This is a genomic window from Micromonospora sp. NPDC049275 (assembly GCF_043197115.1).
Taxonomy (GTDB): domain Bacteria; phylum Actinomycetota; class Actinomycetes; order Mycobacteriales; family Micromonosporaceae; genus Micromonospora.
This window is the reverse complement of the sequence record NZ_JBICSN010000011.1, coordinates 15,542-41,266: the sequence shown is the minus strand read 5'-3', so window position 1 is coordinate 41,266 and position 25,725 is coordinate 15,542. Positions and strand designations below refer to the sequence as shown.

Annotated in this window: 23 protein-coding genes; 12 read left to right on the top strand and 11 right to left on the bottom strand. The window is 71.9% G+C overall.

Features of this window, described 5'->3' with window-relative positions; translation table 11 throughout:
• Positions 1 to 7: 7 nt before the first annotated feature.
• Positions 8 to 571: a DM13 domain-containing protein gene (locus ACGFIE_RS25770; RefSeq protein WP_393299078.1), complete on the bottom strand. Its 564-nt coding sequence runs from the start codon at positions 569 to 571 to the stop codon at positions 8 to 10.
• Between the two features lie 248 nt (positions 572 to 819).
• On the opposite strand from ACGFIE_RS25770, the gene ACGFIE_RS25765 reads away from it, so the two are divergent.
• Positions 820 to 2,109, top strand: a complete 1,290-nt coding sequence (locus ACGFIE_RS25765) for an ArsB/NhaD family transporter (protein WP_393299076.1) — start codon at positions 820 to 822, stop codon at positions 2,107 to 2,109.
• Between the two features lie 3 nt (positions 2,110 to 2,112).
• On the opposite strand, the gene ACGFIE_RS25760 is transcribed toward ACGFIE_RS25765, so the two are convergent.
• Entirely contained in the window at positions 2,113 to 2,559 is a 447-nt protein-coding gene (locus tag ACGFIE_RS25760) for a CBS domain-containing protein (protein WP_393299073.1), read from the bottom strand.
• A gap of 69 nt (positions 2,560 to 2,628) precedes the next feature.
• Positions 2,629 to 3,909: a Na+/H+ antiporter NhaA gene (gene nhaA / locus ACGFIE_RS25755; RefSeq protein ID WP_393299070.1), complete on the bottom strand. Its 1,281-nt coding sequence runs from the start codon at positions 3,907 to 3,909 to the stop codon at positions 2,629 to 2,631.
• A gap of 214 nt (positions 3,910 to 4,123) precedes the next feature.
• Here nhaA and ACGFIE_RS25750 point away from each other — a divergent pair, with 214 nt between their 5' ends.
• Together ACGFIE_RS25750 and ACGFIE_RS25745 are read left to right on the top strand one after the other, a co-directional pair.
• Positions 4,124 to 4,507: a hypothetical protein gene (locus tag ACGFIE_RS25750; RefSeq protein WP_393299422.1), complete on the top strand. Its 384-nt coding sequence runs from the start codon at positions 4,124 to 4,126 to the stop codon at positions 4,505 to 4,507.
• Positions 4,508 to 4,614: 107 nt separating this feature from the next.
• Positions 4,615 to 4,761 (top strand): hypothetical protein, encoded by a 147-nt coding sequence (locus tag ACGFIE_RS25745; protein ID WP_393299067.1) that lies wholly within the window; start codon positions 4,615 to 4,617, stop codon positions 4,759 to 4,761.
• 81 nt (positions 4,762 to 4,842) lie between these two features.
• Here the strand turns inward: ACGFIE_RS25745 and ACGFIE_RS25740 are convergent, their stop codons facing one another.
• From ACGFIE_RS25740 to ACGFIE_RS25720, 5 genes are all read right to left on the bottom strand, one after another.
• The gene (locus ACGFIE_RS25740) at positions 4,843 to 5,241 is read right to left on the bottom strand and encodes a hypothetical protein (RefSeq protein WP_393299064.1); all 399 of its coding nucleotides are present in this window, start codon (positions 5,239 to 5,241) and stop codon (positions 4,843 to 4,845) included.
• A gap of 120 nt (positions 5,242 to 5,361) precedes the next feature.
• Positions 5,362 to 6,861 carry an FAD-dependent monooxygenase gene (locus tag ACGFIE_RS25735; protein WP_393299062.1) on the bottom strand — a complete coding sequence of 500 codons (1,500 nt, stop codon included), beginning with the start codon at positions 6,859 to 6,861 and terminating at the stop codon, positions 5,362 to 5,364.
• A 124-nt stretch (positions 6,862 to 6,985) separates the two neighbouring features.
• Complete coding sequence (locus ACGFIE_RS25730) at positions 6,986 to 7,606, bottom strand: TetR family transcriptional regulator (RefSeq protein WP_393299059.1); 621 nt, start codon at positions 7,604 to 7,606, stop codon at positions 6,986 to 6,988.
• Positions 7,607 to 7,787: 181 nt separating this feature from the next.
• Entirely contained in the window at positions 7,788 to 8,246 is a 459-nt protein-coding gene (locus ACGFIE_RS25725; RefSeq protein ID WP_393299056.1) for a peptidoglycan-binding protein, read from the bottom strand.
• A 129-nt stretch (positions 8,247 to 8,375) separates the two neighbouring features.
• Positions 8,376 to 10,613: an ATP-binding protein gene (locus ACGFIE_RS25720; RefSeq protein WP_393299053.1), complete on the bottom strand. Its 2,238-nt coding sequence runs from the start codon at positions 10,611 to 10,613 to the stop codon at positions 8,376 to 8,378.
• Positions 10,614 to 10,827: 214 nt separating this feature from the next.
• Here ACGFIE_RS25720 and ACGFIE_RS25715 point away from each other — a divergent pair, with 214 nt between their 5' ends.
• Together ACGFIE_RS25715 and ACGFIE_RS25710 are read left to right on the top strand one after the other, a co-directional pair.
• Positions 10,828 to 11,538 (top strand): ThuA domain-containing protein, encoded by a 711-nt coding sequence (locus ACGFIE_RS25715; RefSeq protein ID WP_393299050.1) that lies wholly within the window; start codon positions 10,828 to 10,830, stop codon positions 11,536 to 11,538.
• Complete coding sequence (locus ACGFIE_RS25710) at positions 11,508 to 12,608, top strand: Gfo/Idh/MocA family protein (protein ID WP_393299047.1); 1,101 nt, start codon at positions 11,508 to 11,510, stop codon at positions 12,606 to 12,608. Before ACGFIE_RS25715 ends, ACGFIE_RS25710 begins: the two co-directional genes overlap by 31 nt.
• A 22-nt stretch (positions 12,609 to 12,630) precedes the next feature.
• Here the strand turns inward: ACGFIE_RS25710 and ACGFIE_RS25705 are convergent, their stop codons facing one another.
• Entirely contained in the window at positions 12,631 to 13,614 is a 984-nt protein-coding gene (locus ACGFIE_RS25705) for an NAD(P)-dependent alcohol dehydrogenase (RefSeq protein ID WP_393299044.1), read from the bottom strand.
• Between the two features lie 102 nt (positions 13,615 to 13,716).
• On the opposite strand from ACGFIE_RS25705, the gene ACGFIE_RS25700 reads away from it, so the two are divergent.
• The 3 genes from ACGFIE_RS25700 to ACGFIE_RS25690 all read left to right on the top strand — a co-directional run bounded on the left by ACGFIE_RS25700 (position 13,717) and on the right by ACGFIE_RS25690 (position 16,466).
• Positions 13,717 to 14,433 (top strand): TetR/AcrR family transcriptional regulator, encoded by a 717-nt coding sequence (locus ACGFIE_RS25700; RefSeq protein ID WP_393299041.1) that lies wholly within the window; start codon positions 13,717 to 13,719, stop codon positions 14,431 to 14,433.
• A 139-nt stretch (positions 14,434 to 14,572) separates the two neighbouring features.
• Positions 14,573 to 16,027: an alkaline phosphatase PhoX gene (locus ACGFIE_RS25695; protein WP_393299038.1), complete on the top strand. Its 1,455-nt coding sequence runs from the start codon at positions 14,573 to 14,575 to the stop codon at positions 16,025 to 16,027.
• 82 nt (positions 16,028 to 16,109) lie between these two features.
• A complete protein-coding gene (locus tag ACGFIE_RS25690; protein WP_393299035.1) occupies positions 16,110 to 16,466 on the top strand; it encodes a DNA polymerase ligase N-terminal domain-containing protein in 357 nt (118 codons plus the stop codon).
• Positions 16,467 to 16,536: 70 nt separating this feature from the next.
• Here the strand turns inward: ACGFIE_RS25690 and ACGFIE_RS25685 are convergent, their stop codons facing one another.
• Positions 16,537 to 18,285: an RICIN domain-containing protein gene (locus tag ACGFIE_RS25685; protein WP_393299032.1), complete on the bottom strand. Its 1,749-nt coding sequence runs from the start codon at positions 18,283 to 18,285 to the stop codon at positions 16,537 to 16,539.
• Positions 18,286 to 18,776: 491 nt separating this feature from the next.
• Here ACGFIE_RS25685 and lanKC point away from each other — a divergent pair, with 491 nt between their 5' ends.
• From lanKC to ACGFIE_RS25665, 4 genes are all read left to right on the top strand, one after another.
• The gene (gene lanKC / locus ACGFIE_RS25680) at positions 18,777 to 21,371 is read left to right on the top strand and encodes a class III lanthionine synthetase LanKC (RefSeq protein ID WP_393299030.1); all 2,595 of its coding nucleotides are present in this window, start codon (positions 18,777 to 18,779) and stop codon (positions 21,369 to 21,371) included.
• A gap of 5 nt (positions 21,372 to 21,376) precedes the next feature.
• Positions 21,377 to 21,496 carry a SapB/AmfS family lanthipeptide gene (locus ACGFIE_RS25675; protein WP_013734295.1) on the top strand — a complete coding sequence of 40 codons (120 nt, stop codon included), beginning with the start codon at positions 21,377 to 21,379 and terminating at the stop codon, positions 21,494 to 21,496.
• A gap of 68 nt (positions 21,497 to 21,564) precedes the next feature.
• A complete protein-coding gene (locus tag ACGFIE_RS25670; protein ID WP_393299027.1) occupies positions 21,565 to 23,292 on the top strand; it encodes an ABC transporter ATP-binding protein in 1,728 nt (575 codons plus the stop codon).
• Positions 23,289 to 25,067, top strand: a complete 1,779-nt coding sequence (locus ACGFIE_RS25665) for an ATP-binding cassette domain-containing protein (protein ID WP_393299024.1) — start codon at positions 23,289 to 23,291, stop codon at positions 25,065 to 25,067. The genes ACGFIE_RS25670 and ACGFIE_RS25665 overlap by 4 nt, the downstream gene beginning before the upstream one ends.
• Positions 25,068 to 25,095: 28 nt before the next feature.
• Here ACGFIE_RS25665 and ACGFIE_RS25660 read toward each other — a convergent pair whose 3' ends face one another.
• On the bottom strand, positions 25,096 to 25,680 hold the full coding sequence (locus tag ACGFIE_RS25660; RefSeq protein WP_363683963.1) for a response regulator transcription factor: 585 nt from the start codon (positions 25,678 to 25,680) through the stop codon (positions 25,096 to 25,098).
• Positions 25,681 to 25,725: the final 45 nt, after the last annotated feature.

The following is a 25,725-nucleotide window of genomic DNA, read 5'->3' as shown; positions in this document are numbered from 1 at the left end:
TCCCGCGTCAGGCGGCCCTGAGGTCGGCCGCGCCGAAGGAGACGGCGAATCGCTTGCACCAGATGGAGACGCTCCGGAAGTCGCGGGGGTCGACCGAGGCCGGTATCTCGTACACCTGGTTGCCCTTGTTGCCCTTGAGGCGGGCCAGTTCGACCCATTCGCCGTCGTCGAACACCCGCCACCCAGCCCTGCCGAGGGTGACCGGCTGGTCGCTCAGCCACACTCGCAGGTCCGGTCCGCTCGACGTACTCAGGTTCCGGATGACGAGCTGGTGACGGCCGTTGGCGAGCCGGTGGATCTCGGCGGTGCCGGTCGTCCCGTGCTCATGCGTGACGAACTCGCCGGCGGTCAGGATCTCGTTCCCGGCCGGTGTCGCCGCCGGAGCGGCGGGCGCCGCGGGTGTGGGCGTCGGCGTGGTCGATGTCGCCCGCACCGGGGGAACCGCCTCGTCGACGTACGTGTCGGTGAACAGCTTCCACGGCTGGAACCAGTAGAGGGCCAGAGCCGTCACGAGGACAGCCGAGGCGAGACCGGCCCAGGCCACTCGCGACCGGAAGATCCTTTTTCTCACCCCCGGAGCGTACGACCGTTGCGGCCGTCGGAGAGCTCGCGAGCCCTTTCGGAACGCTTACGACGCTCCGGGCTCCAGCCTGCGTCAGTTGGCGTCGGCGCACAGGTGGTGCGGTGCCGCTGCGGGTCGGCCAGACGGCACACACCACACCCGATGCTGATCGCCCAGGCTGATAGGTTGATGTGAGGTGTGCCGGGAAGCCTGGTCGGCGTTGCGATGACGGCTGACCAGAACCGGAGAAGCGCCGAATGAGCACCCTGGCCTGGATCGCGGTGGCCGTTTTCGTTGCCGCCTACGTCCTCATCGCCACCGAGAAGATCAACCGGGTGGCGGTGGCCCTGGGTGGTGCGTCGATCATGCTGGCGATCGGGGCAACCGACGCCGAGCACGCGTTCTTCTCCGAGGAGGCGGGCATCGACTGGAACGTCATCTTCCTGCTGCTGGGGATGATGTTGATCGTCGGTGTGCTGAAACGCACCGGCCTGTTCGAGTATCTGGCGATCTGGAGTGCCAAGAAGGCCCGAGGCCGCCCGTTCCCGATCATGGTCATCCTGGTCGTGGTGACCGCAGTGGTGTCGGCGGCGCTGGACAACGTCACTACGGTGCTGCTGGTGGCGCCGGTGACGCTGCTGGTGTGCGAGCGGCTCGGTGTGCCGCCGGTCCCGTTCCTGATCGCCGAGGTGATGGCGTCCAACATCGGTGGTGCGGCCACCCTCGTCGGCGACCCGCCGAACATCATCATCGGCAGCCGTTCGGGGCTCAGCTTCACCGACTTCCTGAACGTCATGACCCCGCTGGTGCTGATCGTGCTCGTCGTGTTCATCGGGCTGTGCCGGATCATGTTCCGCAGGGCGTTCCGCTACGACGCCGAGCGCGTTGCCAGGGTGATGGCGCTGCGGGAGGCCGACGCGATTCGTGACCGCCGACTCGTGGTGATCAGCCTGGTGGTGCTCGGCGCGGTGCTTGTCGCGTTCAGCCTGCACACGGTGCTGCACCTGGAGCCGTCGGTGGTGGCCATCCTCGGCGGCCTGCTGCTGCTGGCGTTGTCCCGGCTGGACGCCGAAGATGTGGCCAAGGAGGTCGAGTGGCCAACGCTTGTGTTCTTCGCCGGCCTGTTCATCATGGTCGGGGCCCTGGTCGCCACCGGAGTGATCGACAGCATCGCCCGGTCGGCCACCGGGGCCGTTCAGGGCAAGCTGTGGCCGGCCACCATGTTGCTGCTGTGGGCGTCGGCGGGGCTGTCGGCGATCGTGGACAACATCCCGTACGTGGCGACGATGAGCCCGATCGTGAGCGAGCTGGTGAACGCCGAGGGCGGGCTCGACAAGGCTCAGGTGCTGTGGTGGGCGCTCGCCATCGGGGCTGACTTCGGCGGCAACGCCACCGCCGTCGGCGCCTCGGCGAACGTGGTGGTGCTCGGCATCGCCGACCGCGCCGGGCACAAGATCACATTCTGGGGATTCACCAAGTACGGTCTGATCGTCACCGTGATCTCGGTGGCGATCGCGGTGCCGTATCTGTGGCTGCGGTTCTTCTGAGGCTCAGGTGCCGAGCATCCGGTCGAGCAGACCGTCCAGGGTGATCGCGCCGGTCATCACCCGGTTGCCGTCGACGACGGCGACCAGCGGCACGTTCGATCGGGCCATCACCGAGGCGACCTCGAGCAGAGTGGCGTCGGCGCTGACCACCGGCAGCCCCGGACGGTTGCGGGGCAGCAGGTCCGCCACGGTGCGGTCACCGATTCCCTCCAGGATCACGTCGGCGGCGGCCTCGTCGATCACCCGGGCCAGCGCCGGATCGTCCTGGCAGTAGGACGGCAGCGCCATCCGCAGCACCTGCGTACCGGCCAGCACCGTCGAGGGACGGCCCATGGTGTCCACCACGATCAGGCCGGGCAGGTCCTGCGCCGCCAGGATCCGCGCGGCCTCCCGGGCCGGCATGTCCTCGGTAACGGTTTCCATCTGGATCGCCACATCGCTCGCGCGCACGCACCGACGATACGCCCGGGCGCCGTGTCGACCGCTCTGATGCCGCCTGTCAGGCCGCCTGCGGCAGACCTACTGCTGGTAGACGTCGGGAACGTCGTCGCGGTCACGATCGACCTGCTCGGCCTCGTAGATCTGACGGTAGGCGCGATTGCGCGTCCGCAAGATGATCATGGCGAGTGCGGCAGCGATCACCGAGCCCGCCAGTACGGCGATCTTGACCCGGCCGTCGGCGTCGCTGCCGATGCCGAAGGCGAGTTCGCCGATCAGCAGCGAGACGGTGAAGCCGATGCCGGCCAGCACGGCCAAACCGACCACGTCGATCCATACCAGTTCCGAGTCCAGCCGGGCCCGGGTGAACCGGGCGACGAGCCAGGTCGCCAGCAGAATGCCTATCGGCTTGCCGACGACCAGGCCGAGCGTGATGCCCACGGCGATCGGGTCCCTGGCGGCCTGCGCCAGGCCGTCGAGGCCGCCGACGGCCACCCCGGCGGCCATCAGCGCGAACACCGGCACCGCGACACCTGCGGAGATCGGCCGGAACCGGTGCTCGAAGTGCTCGGCCAGGCCGGGCCCCGGGCCGGCCCCCGCGGAGCGCAGCACCGGAACGGCGAAGGCGAGCAGCACTCCGGCGACTGTGGCGTGCACGCCGGAGGCGTGCACCAGCGCCCAGGTGGCGAACGCCAGCGGCAGAAGCAGCCACCATGAGCGCACCCGGCGCTGCACCAGCAGCGTGAACAAGCCCAGCGGCACCACCGCGACCAGCAGCGGCAGCAGCGAGAGGTGGGCGGTGTAGAAGACCGCGATGATGACGATCGCCAGCAGGTCGTCCACCACCGCCAGGGTCAGCAGGAAGGTACGCAGTGCGCTCGGCAGATGTCGGCCGATCACTGCCAGCACGGCGAGGGCGAACGCGATGTCGGTGGCGGTCGGAACCGCCCAGCCCTTCACCGCGCCGCCCCAGTTCACCACCGTGTACAGCAGGGCCGGCACGAGGACGCCGCCGACGGCGGCAGCGACCGGGACCGCGGCCCGGCGGGGATCACGCAGATCGCCGGCGACGAACTCGCGCTTGAGTTCGAGACCGGCGACGAAGAAGAAGATCGCCAGCAGTCCGTCGGAGGCCCACATCGCCAGCGACAGGTCGAGGTGCAGCGCGTGGGGCCCGACGGTGAGCGTCGTCAGCGCCTGATAGCGGTGCGCCCACGGTGAGTTCGCCCAGATCAGCGCCACCACGGCAGCGAGCAGCAGCAGCGCGCCGCCGATCGTCTCCTTGCGCAGCACGTCGGCGATGCGCCGTGCCTCAGCCCAGGAACCACGACCGAGGACACGAGGAGGGGGATTCGACGTCACAGGCGGGCCAGCTTTCGGAAGACGGATCGGAGCCAATTGCCGACCAGACTTCCCGGCGCACCGGAAGCCATCCTACCGGGACGATTCGCCGCAGCGCCCTCGACCGCCCACAGCCGGCGGTGCGCTGTCGGCCGCCGGATCTCGTTTCAACTGCCCGGGTCCGTGGGTACGCTCCCACCGGCTGATCATCCGATCGACGGAGACCCTCGTGATCATGGCTCTGCTGCTCGACCTCGCCAACATCGTTGGTGGTTTTCTGCTCGCTGTCGCCGTGCTGCGGCTGTTGCCGCGTGTCGGTGACGACCTGGGCCGCCTCGCCGGTCGTGCGGCCCCGATCGCGTGGGTGGTCGGCCTCGTGGCGCTCGTGACCGGCGGCTACTACCTCATCGTCCACCTGGTGTCCGGCCCCCGGGTGTTCCACTTCGAGGTGGTGGGGATCGGTGTGGGGCTCGCCCTGTTGTGGGGCCGGCTGACCGGGCGGCCAGCGTCCCGCGAGGAGCGGTCGGACGGCGCGACCGGACTCCGCCTGTTGCTCGCGATCTTCGGTCTCATCGCGATCGTCGTCGGCATCCAGGGGCTCTTCACCCCAGACGGCTGATCGATTTCACGCGCCCGTCCCGCCCGTGTGGCGTTCGCCCACCGGCGGGTGTCACCCCCCGGCTCTCATCGCCGGTCGCCAGCAATTCCCTTATTGAGGAGAGCGTCATGTCGGCTCAGGCATTTCTCTACATCATCGCGGTGATCCTGATCGTGCTCGCCGCCCTGCCCCTGCCCACCCGGGGTATCTCGTTCGCGCTGCTGGGTGCCGCCTGCGCCCTGCTCGCCTACGCCTGGCCGGTGATCACCGGCTGAGCCGCGGTCGGTGGCCGGCAGCATGCGCACGAGATGCTGCCGGTCGGCCGACGCCAGCGACGCCCACCAGACGTTTCCAGCTCAGGCGGTAGCGGCCGGCCGCGCTGCCCCGGTGCTCACGGCGCTGGCGAGAAGGAGCACCACTGCCGGCAGGAACGCGCCGCCGATGCCCAGCCCCAGCAGCAGCCCCCACCCGGCGACGATCAGCGCGGCGGTCAGGTCGGCGACCACTGCCAGCCGGCCGATCCGCTGTGCGAGAACCGGCAGCAACGCGGCGACGACGGGCACCCCGAGCAGATAGGCGGCCGCGGCCCCGGAGTCGTCCACGGTGTAGGGCGTCAGCACGGCGGCGACCAGCAGGGTGATCGCCAGGGCCGACCAGCGGAGGACCCGCCGAGCGTCGGCCGGTTTGCGGACCAGGACCACGACACCGACGAGCAGGACGGCCACGACCGCACCGATGGTCGCCACACCGATCATGATGGCCTCCTCGGCCGCCGCAGGTGGTGTCTCATCGAAGATGGCGGATCGCTGTCTCCGCCTGCCACGATACGGCTGGTCGTGCTCGGTGCACGAGATCCGACGAACGGTGATCTCCGGTCAGCTCGGCAGGCCGAAGTGGTGGGTGAGCGCGGCGCGCAGGGTGTCCGCGTCCCCGGCGGACCACGCGACGAAGCAGTCGGGGCGTACGAGCAACGCGGTCGCGGTCGTGCCCCGCAGCGCTCCGGTGACGACGTCGACCCGGTCCCGCCAGGGCGCGGCCACCTCGGCGTAGACACCCGTGGAGTCCAACAGCAGCGGCCGGGCCGTACGGGTCAGCTCGGCGAGGCGTACGGCACCGTGGTCACCGTGCACGACCACGTCGGGGGCGGACCGCCCGGCCAACGGATCCGCCGGGTCGGCGGGGTAGCGGATGTCCGCACCGGACATCAGCGCCGCGATGTGCCCGGTCACCTCCGGCATGCGCAGCAGTTCGGCGAAGAGTTCCCGCAGGCCGGTGATCTCGTCCCCGGGGCCGATGAGCGCCGACTGCGCCCGGGTGGACATGACCACCCGCTCGGCGACGGGGCGGCGCTCGGCCTCGTACGTGTCGAGCAGGCCCGGTGGCGCCCAGCCGCGCACTGTGGCGGCGAGCTTCCACCCCAGGTTGGCGGCGTCCTGCAGGCCCAGGTTGAGGCCGGGGCCGCCGATCGCCGGGTGTACGTGCGCGGCGTCGCCGACCAACAGCACCCTCCCGGCGCGGTAGCGGGCGGCGATGCGGGTGTTCTGGCCGGTCAGCCGCCGCAGCAGGCCGGGGCCGTCCGGCGGGCCGATGGGGACGTCGGCGCCGAGTACCCGGGCGACGCTGGCGCGTAGCTCCGCCAGGCTCATCGGGGCCTCGTCGTTGGTCGGCACGTCGGGCCATTCCGTCGTGCTCAGGATCGCCGGGCGGCCGGGAAACGGGGCCCAGGCGATCATGCCCTGCTCGGTGCGGGTGTGCTGGAACGGTGGGACGACGCCGTAGCCGGGGACGCGCAGGCCGCCGGTCTCGGGGTCGAGGGAGGACGTCGGGACGGTCACGGTGGCGGTGCGGGAGACCGACCGGTCGAACGTGGCACCGGGGAAGTCGATGCCGGCGAGGCGGCGCACCACGCTGCGGCCACCGTCGGCGCCGACGAGGAAGCGGGCGGTCAGCCGCGTACCGTCGGCGAGGTGAACCTCGACCGCGTCGGGGCGTTGGCGAAGGTCGACGACCTCGTGGCCGCGGCGCAGGTCGACTCCGAGCTCGGCCGCTCGGGTGGCGAGGGTGGCCTCAAGCTGGGCCTGCGGCACACCGAGCACGTAGTGCGGGTTCTCCGCGAGCATCGTGAGATCCAGCGGGAACGCGCCGAAGACGAAGGCCGGTTGGGGGGCCGGTGGGGTGTTCTCGCCACTGAGCCGCGTGTAGAGGCCGCGCCTGTCGAGCAGGCGGACGACCTGGCCGACGACGCCGTTGGCGCGGGGCTCGCGGGTGGGTGTGGCGTGGCGTTCGAGGACGACCGGGTGGACGCCGGCGAGGGCCAGTTCACAGGCGAGCATGAGGCCGTTGGGGCCGGCTCCGACGATGAGGACATCGATCATGGTGGTGATCCCTTCGGGGCGTGCGTCATCGCCCCGCCAGGCGCGGCACATGGCCGGCCCACAGTGGGGTGTGACGCTGCGGGAGACGTGGGGGAGCGGCTCTGCCCCGAGCGGGGGCAGAGCGTCAGCGGGGCGGTGCCGGGAGGCCTGCGGCGACCTGGGCGAAGGCGTCGGTGATGAGGCGCTCGATCGGGGTGGGCGGATCGGGGCTGTCGAGATAGTGCTGCATGGCGACGGCGACGGCGGCGCTGGCGGCGGCCGCGACGAGCCGGGGATACATGTCGGTGGCGAGGTCGGTGCCGGTGCGCTCGGCGACCGCGGCGGCCAACTCGGCCTCGGCGATCGCAACGGCGCGCTGTCGCTCGCCCTGCAGGGCGGGCTCGGCGAGCATGGTGCGGACGCCGGCCACCCACTGGGCGTGTGCGGGGGACGGCATCGCGTCGACCTCGGGGCCGCGCGTGAACTGCTCCAGCGCGGCCTGGGTGAGCGCCGCCCAGAGCGGCTCGTCGACGGGGCGCTCGCGCAGCGCGACGGCGGTGCGCAGGCTGCGGTCGAGGTGGCGGGAGGCGATCGCCTCGGCCTTGCTGGAGAAGTAGTTGTTGAAGGTACGCGGGGAGACCCCGGCCGCCTCGGCGATGTCCTCGACGCGGACGTTGTCGTAGCCGCGCTCGGCGGTCAGGTGGATGGCCGCCCAGCCGAGCGCCGCCCGCGTCTCGGCCTTCTTGCGCTCCCGTAGCCCCGTCATGCCACAACGGTAGCACTAATTGCGCGCCCCGCAAATATGCGTGGCACGCAAGTAAGGGTGCGCCGGCCCGAGCCCGATCACGCACTCCAGCCGAAGCTGACGCGTTCGCAGAGACGACCGCCCCGGCCGGAGCCGAGGCGGTCGGTTGCGGGGTGCCCCCGTCGACGCGCCCCGCGCGTTTTCAGTGGTTGTTGTTGAGCCAGATGCACGAGTTGTCGCTGCCCGTCCACCGCCAGCACAGGTTGTCGCGGGTCTGCGGCCCGTACTCGCCGTCGGCCGAGATGCCGATGTCGGCCTGGACGCTGCGCAGCGCGCTCTGGGTGTAGCCGCCGAAGTCGTTGTCGACCCCGTTGGGGCCGAGGTACCTCCCGTAGATCCCCGTCAGCGTCCGCTGCAGCTCGCCGACGCCGGAACTGTGGTCGCCGCGGATCAGCAGGCAGTTGAAGTTGATGGTGCTGCTGACGTACGCCGGGATCCAGGCCGTAGCGCCGCGGGCGCCCGACCAGGTGGAGGTGTAGACGCCCGCGCCGTTGCAGTGCGGCAGGGCGGCTTGGGCCGGCGAGGAGATCGCCACCGCGCCACCCACTGTGGAGACGGCGAGCACGGCGGTGAGGCCGAGGCGGAGAAGACGTCGGAGCATGGGAACCCCCTGGTCCAGGTGTGGGTCGCACGCGCAACGCTGGGCGCGCGGCTTGCCCCACAATCGTTTCGTCCACCACGCAGCCCGGACAGGAGCCGGACCGGAGATTGACCGGCACTTCGGGGCTGCTCAGCCCAGCGCGGCGAGCTTGGCGCCGAGCACGCCGGTGTCGGCCTCGCCCAGCGACAGGAAGATGTCCAGCGCCCGCTGCCAGGCCGAGCGGGCCGAGGCGGCCTCATCGGCGGCCAGGTGGGCGTCGCCGAGGCTCACCAACGCGTCCGCCTCCAGCCGTCGGTGACCGATGTCGCGGCGCAGGCGGACCGCGTGCTCGAAGCAGGTGACCGCTTCCGTGGACGCGTCGAGCTGAAGGTGGGCGTGCCCGAGGCTGGCCCAGGTGATCGCCTGGCCGAGCACGTTGTCGACCGACCTGAACAGGGCGAGAGCCTGTTCGCAGCTCTCGACCGCGGCGCGGTGGTCACCCAGTTGGCTGTGCGACCAGCCGACCGCGTTGAGCGCGAAGGCCTGGCCGGTGACGTGCCCGGCCTGCCGGTGCAGGCGCAGCGCCTCCCGGGCGTGGCCGAGCGCCTCCGCGGGCTCACCGGCGCGGTCTCGGATCCACCCGAGGTTGAGCTCGACCCGGGCCTGCCCGGCGAGGTCGCCGAGGCGCCGGTACCTGTCGTACGCCAGCTCCAGGTGGCGCCGCGCGTCGTCGTACTGGTGCAGCGCGATGTCGGCGAAGCCGAGCACCCCGTGGGCGTACGCCTCGGCCCGGTCGTCGGCCAGCCGGACCGCCGCCGACAACGCCGCCTGCAGGCTGCTGGTCCAGTCCTCCCAGTAGCCGCCCTGGTTGAGGTAGGTGGTGATCGCCCAGGCGAGGTGACTCGTGTGGCGGTCGAAGCCGTGGTCGCCCGCCAGCCGCACGGCGGAGAGCAGCACCTGGTGCTCGTCGGCGAACCACCACATGGCCTGGTCACGATCGTCGAGCGGCACCGGCGCGACCCCGGGCCCCGGCGGGTCGACAGGCAGCCGGTCCCGCTGCGGGTAGAGCAGCTCGTCGGCGGCGTACGCGACGGACAGGTAGTGGTCGAGCAGGCGAGAACGGGCGGCGTGACGGTTCGCCTCGCTGTCCTCGGAAGCGGTCAGCTCGGCGGCGTACGCGCGGAGCAGATCGTGGTACGTGAACCGCCCGGGACGGTGTTCGCTGAGCAGGTGTGCCCGGGTCAGCTCGGTCAGGTGGCGGTGGGCCTGGGCGGGCGCGATCCCCGCGATGCTGGCGGCCGCCGCGACGGCGAAGTCGGGGCCCGGGTGAACGCTGAGCAGCCGGAACAGCCGGGCGGTGTGCGTGTCGAGGGTCCGGTACGACCAGGACATGACCAGCCGCAGGTTGGTGACGGGCTCACCGCCGTCGAAGGCGTCCAGGCGCCCGGACACCTGGCGCAGGTTCGCCGCGAGCTCCAGCAGGCGGAAACCGGTGTTGATGGCGGCCCGGGCGGCCACCACGGACAGCGCCAGAGGCAGACCGGAGGAGGCGCTGACGATCGCGTCCACGGCATCCGGCTCGGCGGTCACGCGCTCCGCGCCGAGGCGTCGGGTCAGCAGTTCACGGGACTCGCCCCCGGACAGGACGTCCAGGGTGAGCGGATGGGCGCCGTTCACGCTGACCAGACCCAGGAACTGGTCCCGACTGGTGACGAGGACGAAGCAGCCCGGAGCGCCGGGCAGCAGCGGGCGTACCTGATCGGCGTCACCGGCGTTGTCCAGGACGACAAGCACCCGCCGGCCGCCGAGCAGACTGCGATAACGCGCCACCTGCTCGTCCAGGGTGGTCGCCGGACGGTCACCGGGGCCCGCGAGGGCGTTGACGAACCCGGCGAGCGCCGTGCTCGGGCTGACCGGGACGCCGCCCGGGTCGAAGCCGCGGAGGTTGACGTAGAGCTGGCCGTCGGGGAACTGCGCGGCGACGCGGTGCGCCCAGTGCACCGCGAGCGCGGTCTTACCCACTCCGGCCGTGCCGGAGACCATCGCGAGTCCCATCGCGGTCGGTTGCTCCACCGCCCGGGCCAGGATCTCGTCGAGGCGGGTCAGCGCGCCCGCTCGCCCGACGAAACCGAAGCCGTCCGCAGGCAACTGCGCCGGAACACCGCTGGTGGATGCCGGCGTCGGCGTACCGGCGAGGAACCGGTCCCGTCGCACGCCCCGTAGGCCGAAGGCATCCGCCAACAGCAGCATCGTCGCGGGTCGCGGCCGCGCGATCCGTCCCGCCTCCAGGTCCCGGAGGTGCCGGACCGACAGCCCCGTCTTCGCGGCCAGATCCTCCTGCGTCAGCGCGCTGTGCCGCCGCAGCTCCTGTACGGCCTCCCCGAACACGTGGCTCACCGTATCGACGGCGTTCAGTGTGGACAATCGGCCATACGACGCAAGACCACGAGCCGCGGTGTCCGCTCGTTGTCACCCTCCCGCCGCCGTGGACACAATGGTCGTGATCGTCGCCGCTGGGTGCTCGACGAGCACCGGTGTCGGCGGCACGTCGCCGGGCGGGAGTGGCCGGCCCGGCGGCGACGGACCGGGGGAGGGAGCACGAGTGGCACAGCCGAGAGCACTGGTGGTTCGGGGCGGCTGGGAGGGGCACCAACCGGCCGGGGCGACGGACCTGTTCATCCCCTTCCTCCGCGACAGCGGCTATGCCGTACGGGTCGAGGAGACGACGGAGATCTACGCCGATGCCGCCGAGATGGCCGCAACCGACCTCGTCGTGCAGTGCGTGACGATGGGGGAGATCACCGCGGCCCAGTCGGCGGGCCTGAGCGCGGCGGTCAGCGCCGGCACGGGCCTCACCGGCTGGCACGGCGGCATCGTCGACGCGTTCCGCGCGTCTTCGGAGTACCTGCATCTGGTGGGCGGCCAGTTCGCTACCCATCCGGGTAAGGAGCCCTGCGAGCGGCACGGTGGCGCGGAGGACAACTTCCTGCCGCACACGGTGTGCGTCACCGACCTCGGCCGGGAGCACCCGATCACCGCGGGAATCGAGGACTTCGACCTGGTCACCGAGCAGTACTGGGTGCTGCACGACGACCTGATCGACGTCCTGGCCGTCACCACCCACCCGACGCAGGCGTGGCAACCGTGGCACCGACCGGTCACCTCACCGGCGATCTGGACCCGACGCTGGGGTGCCGGGCGTGTCGTCGTGACCACTCCGGGCCACAGCCTGGACGTGCTGGAGCACCCGGCCGTCCGTACCGTCATCGAGAGGGGAATGGTGTGGGCGACCCGCACGGCGTCGGCATCGTAGGTATCGGGGTCATCTCCCGCGCCTACCTGGACACGCTCGCGAGCCACCCGGCGGTGCACATCGCGGCGGTGGCCGACCTCGACGCCTCCCGGTCGGCCGCGGCCGCCGCCACGATCGCGGGCAGCGAGGCGTTGAGCGTCGAGCGTCTGCTCGCCCACCCGGACGTGCAGACGGTGCTCAACCTCACGATCCCCGCGGCACACGCCGACATCTCGCTGGGCGCGATCGACGCGGGCAAGAACGTGTACGTCGAGAAGCCGCTGGCCGTGGCCTTCCCGGACGGCCAAGCGATCATCGAACGGGCCACGGCGGCGGGCGTCCGTGTGGGATGCGCTCCGGACACCGTCCTGGGCACGGGTACGCAGACGGCGCGGGCGGCGATCGACGGCGGGCTCATCGGACGCCCGATGTCCGCGACGGCCGTCATGGTGACGCCGGGGCACGAGCGCTGGCATCCCCACCCCGACTTCTACTACGCCCCGGGCGGCGGTCCGTTGCTGGACATGGGGCCGTACTACCTCTCGGCGCTCATCCACCTGCTCGGGCCGGTTCGCGCGGTGGTCGGCGCCGCCAGCCGTCTGCGCGCCGAGCGTGTCATCGGCTCGGGCCCGCGCGCCGGCGAGCCGATCCCGGTGCAGGTGGACACCCACGTCACAGGCGTGCTCGAACACGCCGACGGTGCTCTCTCCACCATCACCACGAGCTTCGACGGCGTCGCGACGACGGCCGCGCCCATCGAGGTGCACGGGGAGACCGGCACGATCGCCGTACCCGACCCGAACACCTTCGACGGTACGGTCCGCCTTCGCGCGCTCGGCGGCACCGAGTGGGAGGCCCTCGAACCCCGAGCCGGTTACGCCGGAGCCGCCCGTGGCATCGGTCTGCTCGACCTGATCCGGGCCGACCGCCAGCGTCCACCGCGGGCCGGCGGCGATGTCGCGCTGCACGTGCTCGACACGATGACCGCTCTGCTCCGTTCGGCTGCCGAAGGCCGGCGGATCGAGCTGACGACTGCGGTGCGCCGGCCCGCGCCGGTCCCGTTCACGTCGACAGAGGACTGGACGACGTAACGCACTCACCGATGCCGAACCGTCAGATGGTGATGACGACCTTCGCCCGCGCGTGCTCGCCTTCGAGGTACCGGAGAGCCACCGGCACCTCGTGGAGTGGATACGTACGGTCGATGACCGGGGTGAGGTGGCCGGCATCGACGTAACCGCGCAGCGCGTGGAGGTGTGGTCGGCTCGGCGTCGCCGCGAGCGTGACGATGCGCTGCCGGACCAGAGGCGCCAGCAGCCGTCCGCGCGCGATCAGCCAGACCGGCCCGAGGACGCGGCCACCGTCGTACACGCCGCCACCGGAGAGCACCAGCGTCCCGGTCGGTGTCAGCGCCCGCCGTAGTTCGCTCAGTGGGCGGTTGCCGACCAGGTCGAACACGACGTCGTGGCGGTCCGTGCCGTGGGCGAAGTCGTCCTGCCGGTAGTCGACGACGTGGTCGGCGCCGAGGGAGCGGACCAGGTCGACGTTGCGGGTGCTGCACACCCCGGTCACGGTCGCGCCGAGCGCCTTGCCCAGTTGCACGGCGAGGGTGCCGACGCCGCCCGAGGCGCCGTTGACGAGCACGCGGTGGCCGGGCTGGACCCGTCCGACGTCGCGCAGTCCCATCAGCGCGGTGACACCGGCCAGCGGCAGGGCCGCCGCCTGCTGCGGCGTCAGGCTCGCCGGCATCGCCGCTGTAGACGTCTCGGGGACGCACACGTACTCGGCGAACGCGCCATTGGCGTCGCCGAGGTCGCCGAACACGGCGTCGCCCGGGCGTACCTGCCGGACCTTCGCGCCGACTGCCTCGACCCGGCCCGCGAAGTCGCGGCCACGGATGCGCGCCCGGGGCCGCGTCCGGCCCATCGACAACCGCGCCAGCCGGGGATCACCCCGCATGGCATGCCAGTCGTACGCGTTGAGCGAGGCGGCCTGCACCCGGACGAGGACTTCGTCGGGGGCGGGCGTCGGCGCGGCGACCTCGGCCAGCGCGAGCGTCTCCGGTGGGCCGTACCGGTCCTGAACGATCGCCTTCATGGCCCCTCCCGAGGGTGTACGGCGTACACCGACGGTAGGTGTACGCCGTACACCTGTCAAGGCGGTTATGGTTCAACGACCGCCGGACAGGACGAGGACGAGATGGCTGAGCAGGCTGAGACGCTGCGCCGGACGCCGCTGAGCAGGGACCGCGTCCTGCGTGCCGCCGTGACGCTCGCCGACGAGACCGGCATCGAATCCCTCAGCATGCGTAACCTCGCCCAGGATCTCGGCGTCGTGCCGATGGCCCTCTACAAGCACGTGGCCAACAAGGACGAACTGCTCGACGGCATGATCGACGTGATCGTCGGCCAGATCGACCCGCCCGCGTCCGACACCCACTGGAAGGACGCCGTCCGCCGGCGCATCCTCTCGGCGCGGGAGGTGCTGCGTCGCCACCCCTGGGCGCCGCTCGCGATCGAGTCCCGGACGATGGCGACGCCGGCCGTCCTCGCCTACCTCGACTCGGTGGTCGCGACGTTCAAGGCCGGCGGGTTCTCCGCCAACCTCGCCCACCACGTGATGCACACGATGGGCAGCCGGGTTCTGGGCTTCAGTCAGGAGCTGTTCGACGCCTCCCGCCAGGCCGGACGGTCCGGAGCCACCAACCCCGAGCCGCCCGCCGCCCTACCGCCGGAGTTCGCCGACCGGTTCCCCCACCTGGCGGAGATCGCCGGGGCGGCGTCCCACGACGACGAGTCGATCGTGGGACAGGGCTGCGACGACCAGTTCGAGTTCGAGTTCGCGCTGGACCTGCTGCTCGACGGCATCGAAAGGCTGCACCAGCGGGGCTGGACGTCGCCGCGCCGAAACGGGTGAGGCGGGAGCCGGCACCGGTGGCGCGGCCCTGATTCTTCACTTCGATGTCACCGTGCGACCCCCGAGGTGACGTGTCCGTGTTCGTCGGCGGGAGTTGGCTGTCGGCCGTCGCACTTGCCTTGACCAGGAGCTGATCCGCGTGCCTTCCTCCCGTCGTACCTTCCTCGCCGGCGGTGCCGCCGCCGGTGTGGGCCTCGCCGTCGCCGGTGGCCTGCCGTCCCTGGCGCAGGCCAGCCCCGCTCGGCCGCATCCGCCGGTCCCGGGTGGTCACGTGCCCTTCCCGCCGCTCGTGGACGACCCCAAGGGGATCCTGGCCCTGCCAAAGGGCTTCAGCTACACCGTGGTCACGCGCACCGGTGTCACCCGACTCGACCGCGGTCAGGGCACGACGCCGTCGGACCACGACGGCATGGCCGTCTACGACGCCGGCCACGGCCGCTACACCCTCATCCAGAACCACGAGATCGACCCGGGCGCCGAGTTCGGCGTACCGCACGTCAAGGGCACGGTCTACGACGCGGGCGCGGTCGACGCCGGCGGTTGCACCGTGATCAGGACGGACCGCGCGGGTCGCAACCTGGGCGAGTTCGTCGCGCTCTCCGGCACCATCTCCAACTGCGCCGGCGGTCCGACCCCCTGGGGGACGTGGCTGAGCTGCGAAGAGGCCGAGGACCGGGCCGGCGACGCGTGGGAGGAGGGCGGCCGCACCGGCGCCTTCCAGAAGGACCACGGGTACGTCTTCGAGGTCTGGGCCGACGGCAGCGCCGACCCTCGGCCGATCAAGTGCCTGGGCCGCTACTCCCACGAGGCCGTGGCGGTCGACAAGGACCGGACCCACGTCTACCTCTCCGAGGACGCGGACGAGCCCAACGGTCTCTTCTACCGCTGGACCGCCCCGTCCGGGGTCAAGCTGGGCCCCGGCGTGCTCACCCGCCTCGCGCCGAACGCCGGCGTCCTCGCCGCGATGCAGATCATCATGGACGACGGCTCCGTGCTGCCGGACGTCGCCTACCTGACCTCCGCCCAGCTGGGTCGCCCCTTCCCGGTGCGGTGGATCGAGGTGCCGGACCGCGACGCGCGGACCACGTCCGTCCGCGAGCAGTTCGCCGACGGTCAGGTCACCCGGGGCCGCAAGTTCGAGGGCGTGTGGGCCACCGACGAGGGCGTGTACGTGGTCAACTCGTACGCCTGGGACGACGGTGACCTGCCGGCCGACGCCGCGCCGCACGACGGCATGGTCTGGTTCTACAACTACCGGACCCAGACCATCCAGCTCGTGACGTACTTCCCGCACCAGACGGCCTCCGAGGAGGGCGCGCCGGTCAAGTACACCGACCTCACCTTCGACGGCCCGGACAACGTGACAGTCACCCCGTGGGGAAGTCTGGTGCTCGCCGAGGACGGCACCGGCGCCTCCCACGTGCTCAGCACGATCCCGGGCGGGCCGACGTACCCGATCGCCCGCAACCAGCTCAACGACTCGGAGTTCTGCGGGCCGACCTTCACGGCCGACGGCAGGGTGCTCTTCGTCAACATGCAGGACCCCGGCCTCACCCTGGCCATCACCGGCCCGTGGGAGAAGTACCTGGGCTGAGGGCGCGCCACACCGGCCGGTGGGGATCGGGAGACGGGCCTGATTCCCACCGGACCGGCGGCCGGGCCGGAGATCGCCGACAATGGCAAGGGTGGACCCGGCCTTCGTCCTGCACGACCACCGCAAACCACGACCGCACTTCGACCTGCGGCTCGAGGAGAACGGGGTGCTGCGCTCGTGGGCGGTTCCCCGTGGCCTGCCGGACAGCCCCCGCGACAACCGGCTCGCGATCGCGGTGCCCGATCACCACCTCGATCACCTCACCTACACCGACGCCGACAAGTCGATAGCCGACATCGGCACGTGGGAGGAGCACGACCGCACCGACCGCCGGATGCTGTTCACGCTGCACGGGCGTACCGGTCACCGGCGCTACGCGCTCATCCGCACCGGCGAGGGCTGGCTGCTGCACCTGACCAAGGAGCAGCCGCCGGGCTGAGGCCCGCGCTCTGTGACGTGGCGACGGCTCCGGGCCGGCCGGGTGCGGTCGGCCCGGAGCCGTGCAAGGGTCAGCCGACCTGCACCAGCCGCCAGTTGTTGCGGGTGCTGCCGTTGTCGGTGTACTGGACGGCCTGCGTGCCCCAGGTGCTGGAGCCGTTGAGGATGGCGAGCACCTTGCCGCTGTTGACGTTGCGGATGCGGTAGGAGCCGTCGCTGTTGGCCACCAGGGTCCAGCGGTGGTCGGCGGTGCCGTTGTCGCTCCACTGCAGGACGCGGGCGTTGTCGGCTGTCGACATGTTCTCGACGCCGAGGACCTTGCCGCTGTTGGCGTTGCGGAACCGGAACGCGCTGCCGTCGGTGACCCGGACCCAGTTGTGGTCGGCGGTGCCGGTGTCACCCCACACCACGGCCAGACCGCCGTCGGCGGTGGACATGTTCTGCACGCCGAGGACCACGCCGGTGTCGACGTTCACCAGCTTGTAGGTGTCCCCGGTGGGGGTGCTGCCGCCGCCGCTCACGTTGGCCACGAAGGTCATCATGCTCCGCGCGGGCAGTGTGACGGTGAGGGAGCCGTTCGACATGGTGAGCGCACCCTGGGGCGCGACGGTCCTGCTCCCGTCGGTCAGCCAGTTCGAGACGCTGCCGGACGCGGTGGTGTTCGACAGGGTGAACTGCTGGCTCACCGACGAGGTGTTCTTGTTGACGGCGACGATCACGACGGTGTCGCCGCCCCGGTAGGCCGAGACGTAGACGTTCGACGCCGGGTTCGCCGTCGCGTCGATTCGCACGTAGCCGGGGCGGACGAACCGGGAGAAGTGCGCCATCATGGCGCCGCGCTTGCTGATCTGGCCGTCCTCGCGCATGGGGCCGTAGCTGCGCCGGAGGTACCACCAGACGTACGCCTGGAACTCGGCGTCCACCATGGCGTGGTGGATGTGCTCGCCCACGTCGAGGGCCTCGGGCCAGGCGTCACCGGAGTTGGTGTTGCTGTTCGGGTAGTAGACCTCCGTCATCCAGAGTTCCTTGCCCGCGCCCTTCTGCTTGAACAGGGGGTAGGGGAAGTTCGAGTACGACGTGCCGTAGAGGTGCGCCCCGATGATGTCCACGTTGGCGAGGGCCGTGGAGTCGTTGAGGATCGGGTCCGACATGGACTTCACGTACTGGAAGGACTCGGGCGCGATGACCCTGGTGCTGATCGAGCCGGCGTTCTCCCGCAGGAACCGGACCATCTCCGTGGACGTCCACCACGTCCACTCCGACGCGTAGTCGGGTTCGTTCTGCACCGAGATGGCGTACAGGTTCACCCCGTTGTTGCGCAGGTGGGTGGTGAAGCTGTTCAGGTGCTGGGCGTAGGCGCCGTACGAGCTGTACCGGAGGCGTTTCGCGTTCGTCTGACCGCCGCGGGTGAAGGTCTCGATCATGCTGGCCGGGGGATTCCACGGCGACGCGAAGACGGTCACCCCGAGCTCGGCGGCGCGCTGCGCCGTCGCCAGGTCGGCGCTCCAGTCAGCCTGGTTCTCGTTGACGGGGATCCGCAGCAGGGAGAACCCCAGTCGGCCCTCGCCGGTGCCGAACGCCGTCTCGCGCTGGGCGGCGGTGAGGTCGCCGATCCAGGCGGCGTGGGCCATCGCGCCGAACCCGCGGATCGTCTGCCGCTGCGCCGACAGGTTGATGCTCGCCGCCGCGGCCGAGGCTTCGGTGGCCCCCGCGACGGTGGCGACGGTCGCGAGAGGCACGGCGCCCATCGTCGTCAGGATGGTTCTCCGGCTCACCAGTCGTCGCTCGCCGCGTACCGGCTCGTTCTGCTCGTTCGTCATGGTCTCGTCCTCCTGGGTGGTGGTGGTACGCGCCGTCGCGGTCCCATCGGCCCGGTCGGCACTGGCGTGTCGCGTCGCTACTGAGAGTGACGGTGGTCCCGGTGGTGCTTATCCGTGTGGTTTCGATCGAGTGACGCGACTGTTAACGCTAACAATGACGGGAGTCTAAGTTCCGCCCGTCGCGGGGGTCAAGGAGAAGCGGCTCGGTGAGCGGATGAACGCTCTGCGTTACTGAGCTTGGTAAAGAAACCCCAGGTCGGGCGGCTTGTCGGGTCACCACTGCTGCAGAGCGGTCGGGCGTCTGCGCGGAGCGCCGGGCCGCTCGCCGGCACCCACACCTGGTGGAGGTGACCCTGACTTATGTCATGGGCCGCCGGTGCGCCCCGCATTGCAGTCGGTGACTAAGCGCACTGGAGCCCACCCCATCCCGTCGATGAGACTCGATTCAACGCCGGAACAATGGGCCGGCCGAGTTCGAGAGGGGCGGGACGGTGGACGAACGCTACGACAGCTACTGCGCCGCGGACCGGCTGTTCTACGACTCGCTCGGCAGCGCCGTCGCACAGCCCGTCTTCCCGGCCGCCGACCGGCCGATCCCGACCGGCTGGCGGCGCGAGCCGCTCGACGACTGGCTGATCTACGCGCCCGACGGCGGCTCGCTTCCACAGCAGGGCTGGAAGATCCACGTTTCGGCGGGCCTGGCGAACGCCGAGCGGGTGCTGGACGCCGTCTGGAACTACTGCGTCCCCCGCGGCCTGTCCTTCAAGTTCCTCCGTGGGCCCCGCACACTGCTGCTGCGCAACTCGAAGTACGCCGCGCGGGCCGCCAGCGGCAAGTTCATCACCGTCTACCCCCGCGACGACGCGGAGCTGGAGCTGGTCTGCAAGGAGCTCGACGAACTGCTCACCGGCGAAACCGGCCCGTACATCCTCAGTGACCTCCGCTACGGCGACGGCCCGGTCCACGTGCGCTACGGGGGCTTCGCCGCCCGCTACTGCCACTCACCCGACGGCCAGGTGGTGCCGGCGATCGAGGACGACTCCGGCACGCTGGTGCCGGACCGCCGCGAGCCCGTCTTCCACGTACCAGCCTGGGTCACCCTGCCCGACTTCCTCGGCCCACACGTGGCCGCCCGCAGCGGAACCAGCACCGACCAGGTGCCGTACCGGATCGAGCGGGTGATCCACTTCTCCAACGGCGGTGGGCTGTACGTGGGCCGGGATCTGCGGACCGACACCGAGGTGGTGCTGAAGGAGGCTCGGCCGCACGCCGGCCTGGACGCCGACGGCACCGACGCCGTCGCCCGGCTGGCCCGCGAGGCCGACGCCCTGCGGCAACTCGCCGACCTGCCGCAGGTGCCGCGGGTGCACGACGAGTTCACCCTCGGCGAGCACCGTTTCCTCGCGCTCGAGTTCATCGAGGGCCGGCCCCTGAACAAGGTGCTCGTCGACAGGTATCCGCTCATCGACGCCGACGCGACGGACGACGACCGGGAGGCGTACGCCCGCTGGGCCCGGCAGACCTACGAGCAGGTCGAGTCCGTCGTCGCGGCGATCCACGAGCGCGGTCTGGTCTACGGGGACCTGCACCTGTTCAACATCATGATCCGGCCGGACGACCGGGTCGCCCTTGTCGACTTCGAGGTGGCCGCGCCGATCACCGGGCACCGCCGGCCCGGGCTGCGGAACCAGGGCTTCGCGGCACCGAGGGACCGGAGCGGACCGGCGGTCGACAGGTACGCCCTGGCGTGCCTGCGGTTGGCGCTGTTCCTGCCCCTGACCCAGCTGGTCCGGCTCGCCCCGGCGAAGGTCGCCCACCTGGCCGACATCATCGCCGCGAACTTCCCGGTGCCGAGGTCCTTCCTCGACCCGGCGGTCGAGGAGATCACCGGTGCCGTCCCGATCGCGGACCCGGCAGGGGCCTACGCCACCGCTGACTGGCCGACCACGCGGGACCGACTGACCACGGCGATCCTGGCGAGCGCCACCCCCGAGCGCGACGACAGGCTCTTTCCCGGTGACATCGAGCAGTTCCGCAGCGGCGGCCTCAACCTCGCCCACGGAGCGGCCGGCGTGCTGTACGCGCTCGACAAGAGCGGTGCCGGGCGGTGGCCCGACCACGAGGACTGGCTGGTGCGGCGGGCGACAGCGCCTGCGTCCGGCACCCGATGCGGCTTCTACGACGGGCTGCACGGCGTCGCGTACGCCCTCGATCACCTCGGACGTCGGCAGGACGCGCTGGACGTGCTGGACATCTGCCTGCGGGAACCCCTGGACGGGCTCGATCACAGCCTGGCGAGCGGCCTGTCCGGGATCGCGCTCAACCTGGCCGAGCTGGCCGCACGGACCGGGGAGACGTCGTTGCGCGACACCGCGTGGCGGACCGCCGAACGGGTGATCGGGCAACTCGCCGAGGACCCGGGTCCTGATGTCAGCGGCGGACGTAACCCGTACGCCGGGCTGCTGCGCGGCCGGACCGGACCGGCGCTGATGTTGCTGCGGCTCTACGAGCTCAGCGGTGACGACGAACTGCTGGGGCACGCCGCCACGGCGCTGCGCCAGGATCTGCGCCGGTGCGTGCTGCGCCCGGACGGCGCCCTGGAGGTCAACGAGGGCTGGCGGACCATGCCGTACCTGGCGCACGGCAGCGTGGGTATCGGGCTGATCCTCGACCAGTACCTGCGCCACCGCGCCGACGACCGCTTCGCCGAGGCGAGCGCGGGGATCCGACGCGCGGCACGGTCACCGTTCTACGCGCAGTCCGGGCTCTTCGCCGGCCGGGCCGGCATCATCGCCTACCTCGCCGCCTCGACCGACGAGGCCGACCGCCGGGAACTCGGCACGCAGCGGGACCGGCTGGCCTGGCACGCGTTGCCGTACCGCGACGGAACCGCCTTCCCCGGCGAGCAGTTGCTGCGGCTCTCCATGGACTTCGGCACCGGCACCGCCGGCGTGCTCTACGCGCTTGCCTGCGCGCAGCACGACCAGCCGCCGGTGCTGCCCTTCCTCGCGCCCCTACCGGGCGCGCAGAGACTCCCTCGCGACAGCGGGGGCGAAGTGATCGGCGAACGGATGGAAGGGAGGTGAACGACATGGCGCTTCTGGACCTCCAGGGCCTGGAGATGGCTCCGGCCGACCGCACGGGTGGCGGTAGCCGGGCGAGCCTGCTGCTCTGCGGCGACAGCTCGCTCTCCGTCACGACCTGCAACTGATCCGCCGTACACGCCCTGGGTGGGTAGACGTACCCACCCAGGGCAGCGGCGTACCCACGGGAGGACCCATGCCGACGTTCGCCACGGGGGACCGGCTGCTGCGGCGGACGGCCCGGGCCGGCGGCGGCTGGACCGGTGGACTCGCCGCCGTCGCGCTGCTCGGCGCGGCCGCCGAACTGGTGCTACCCGCGACCCTCGGCCGCGCCGTGGACGCCGCCCTCGTCGGCGGCGCCGGCTGGTGGGCGGTGTCCGCCGGTGGCCTGGTGGTCGTCCTCATCGGCGTCGACACCCTCACGGACCTGACCAGCGGGTACGGGGCGGCACGCGCCACCGCCGGACTGCGCCGGCACCTGCTGCGTCACCTGTTCGCGCTCGACGTTCGCGTCACCCGCCGATATCCGGTCGGTGACCTCGTCGGCCGTTTGGTCGGCCAGGCCGCCGACGCCGGCCAGGCCGGCAACGCCGTGGTCCTGGCCGTCGTTGCGGTGCTCCCGCCACTCGGCAGCGTCATCGCGCTGGCCATCATGGAGCCGGTCCTGGGGATCACCCTGCTCGCCGGCCTCTGCCTGCTCGCCGTCCTCATGCGCGCCTTCGTTGTCGACGCCTCGGCCGTGACCGCCGGATACCAACGGGTGCTCGGCGCCATCGCCGGTCGACTGCTGGAGTCGCTGGGCGGTGCCCGGACCATCGCGGCCGCCGCCACCACCCGCAGCGAGGAGGACCGCGTGCTGGCGGACCTGCCGGAGCTGGGCCGGCACGGCGCGCGCGGTTGGGACCTGCTGGCCCGGGCGAGCGCGCGCACCTCCGCCGTGGCACCGCTGCTGCACCTGAGCGTCGTCGCGGTCGGCGGGTACGCCCTGACCGCGGGCTGGCTCACGCCGGGCCAACTGGTCGCCGCGGTCCGGTACGCGGCCATGGGCGCCGGGCTCGGCGCGGTGCTCGCCACCCTGAACCACCTGGTACGCAGCCGCGCGGGAGCGGCCCGCGTCGCCGAGCTGCTGCACCAACCCGTCGCGCCGGCGGGCGACCGGCCCCTTCCACCCGGCGGCGGTGCCCTGCGCCTGCGTGGTGTACGCGTGTACGCCGACGACGGCCGACCCATCCTGGACGGCATCGACCTGGACGTGCCGGCCGGCGCGACAGTGGCGGTCGTCGGCGCGTCCGGTGCCGGCAAGTCGACCCTGGCCGCCGTGGCGGGACGGCTGCACGACCCCGACGGCGGTGAGGTGCGACTCGACGGTGTGCCGCTGCGCGACCTCGACGGCCCGGCGCTGCGCCGAGCCGTCGGCTACGCCTTCGACCAGCCGGTGCTGATCGGCGCCACTGTGCACGACGCGATCGGCTTGGCGCTGCCGCTCGACTCGGCGACGCCGCCGGTCGGTCCGGACCCGGCCACGCCTGCCGTCCGACGGGCAGCCCACCTGGCGGCGGTCGCCGACGTGATCGACCGCCTGCCCGACGGCTACCGCACCCCGCTGGTGGACACACCGCTCTCTGGCGGCGAGACGCAGCGCCTCGGCCTGGCTCGGGCGTTCGCCGCCGAGCGGCTGCTGATCCTGGACGACGCCACATCCAGTCTGGACACCGCGACCGAGCACCGGATCACCGAGGCGGTCCTCGGACGCGGCGGCGAGCGTACCCGACTGGTGGTCACCCATCGGAGCGCGGCAGCCGCGGCGGCCGACCTCGTCGCCTGGCTGGACGGTGGTCGGCTGCGTGGCCTGGCGCCACACCGGCGACTCTGGGCCGACCCGGAGTACCGTGCCGTCTTCCAGCCGCCCGGCGGCGGGTCGTGAGCCGTCGCAGCGTACGGCGGGTCACCTGGCAGGCCCTGCGGGCCCGCCGGCGCGACCTCGCCCGGCTCTGCGGCTGGTCGCTCGTCGAGTCGTTGCCCGCACTGCTCGCCGGCCTCCTGGTCGCCCGCGCCGTCGACGAGGGATTTCTGGCCGGACGTCTCCTCACCGGCCTGGCGTGGTTGGCGGTCCTCGCCGTCGCCGTGCTGGTCGGCGCGGCGGCGACCGGCCGGACGTACCGGAGCCTGGGTGCCGTTGTCGAGCCGTTCCGCGACGAGGTGGCCGCCCAGGTGGTCCGGGGTGCGCTGCGCGACGCCACCCGGGCGGGCGGTCGCCCGGACGGCGCAGCGGTGACCCGGCTGACCCACCAGATGGAGATCGTCCGCGACACCTTCGCCGGCCTGCTGATGGTGACCCGCGGTTTCCTCTTCTCCGCCGGCGCGGCACTGCTCGGCCTGCTCGCCCTGGCGCCGGTGGTGGCGGCGCTGGCCGCCGCGCCGCTGCTCGCCGGCCTGGTCGTGTTCCTCGCCGCGTTGCCGTCGATGGTCGGGCACCAACGCGCGTACGTCCGGGCCGGTGAGCAGCTCGGCCAGTCGGCGTCGACCGCGCTTGCCGGCCACCGCGACGTGGTCGCCTGCGGCGCGCAGGCACGGGTCACGTCCGAGGTGGAGCAGCGGGTGTCGGCGCAGGCCGTCGCCGAACGTACCCTCGCGCGGATGGCGGTGATCCGCAGCCTCAGCCTCGGCATCGGCGGCTGGTTGCCGCTGGTCGTGCTGCTCTCGGCAGCTCCGTGGCTCGTCGAACGCGGATTGACGGCGGGCGCGGTGCTGGGTGCGCTGATCTACGTCTCCACCGGCCTGCAACCGGCCCTGCACACGCTGGTGCAGGGCCTCGGCGGTGGTGGACTGCGGTACGTGGTCACCCTGGAGAACATCCTGCGGGCCGGTCCGGCGCCCGACGGACCCCGCCTGCCCGCTCCCGCCACCCGGCCAGCGCCCGTCCGCCCGCCGACCGGTCCGGCCGGCCGCGCACCGGCCGCCGAGGTTCGCCGACTGACCTTCGGGTACGGCCCGCGCGCCCGGCCCGTGCTGGAGGACTTCTCGCTGACGCTCGCCGACGGGGAGCACCTCGCCCTGGTGGGCCCGAGCGGCGTGGGCAAGTCCACGCTTGCCGCCCTGCTGGCCGGTCTGGTGCCGCCGCAGGCCGGCACGGTCCACCTGGCCGGCGTCACGGTGGCCGACGTCGCGCCGCCAGACCTGGCCCGGATGCGGGTGCTGGTGCCGCAGGAGGCGTACGTCTTCACCGGCAGCCTCGCCGACAATCTCCGCTACCTGCGGCCGGACGCCGACGCCGACCTGCTGGAGGTTGCCCTCGACGCGCTCGGCGCGCGTCCCCTGGCGACCCGCCTGGGCGGTCTGGACGCGCCTGTCGCGCCGGCTCTGCTGTCCGCCGGGGAACGGCAGCTCGTCGCGGCGGTCCGGGCCTGGCTGGCACCCGCACCGCTGGTGCTCCTCGACGAGGCGACCGGTCACCTGGACCCGGCGCTGGAGGCGACGGTCGAGAGCGCCTTCGCCCGGCGACCCGGCAGCCTCGTGGTGATCGCGCACCGGATCAGTTCCGCGCTGCGGGCCGATCGGGTGCTGGTCCTCGGTGGCGACGAGCCCATGGTGGGAACGCACGAGCAGTTGATGGCCCGGTCGGCCACCTACCGGGAGCTCGTCGGCTGCTGGGACGACCCGGTGGCGCGGCCCCGGACGGCGGCGGCACGGCGGGGCTGAATTCCCCCCGCCCGAGCCGACGTCGCCATCAGATCCAGCCCGCCTCGCCTGCCATCCGCACGGCCTCGACCCGGGTGCGCGCACCCACCTTGCGGGTGATTCGACCGAGATGGTTACGGACGGTGCCCCGGCTGAGCCCGAGCGACGCGGCCACCTCCGCGACCGGCGCCCCCGCCGCGGTCAGCGTCAACACCTCTGTCTCGCGGCTGGTCAGCGGCCCGTCCGAGCGCAGCGCCGCCACGATGAGGTCCGCGTCGAGCACCGGCTCGCGGCGGGCGAGCCGGCGAATTCCCTCGATGACCCGCTGAGGGGCCGCGTCGCGGCGCAGGATGCCGACCGTACGGGTCGGGCAGAGCATGCCCCGTAGGCGCCGTGCCCGGTGGGGGTGGGCCAGCACCAGGACGGGGCACCGGCCGAGGCGGCTCGGGTCGACTCCCTCGACGACGTCGAGGTCGGCCACCACCACATCGGGGCGTTGGGCGCGGACGGCCGCGGAGACCGCGTCGCCGCGATCCACCTCGGCCACGACATGGATGTCGTCCTCGGCGGCGAGGACGAGCGACAGCGCGCCCAGCACCAGGGCGCCGTCCAGGGCGAGCAGGGTACGGATCACGATGGACCTTCCCGCACTCCGATGAATGGCGATCACACAACGTCA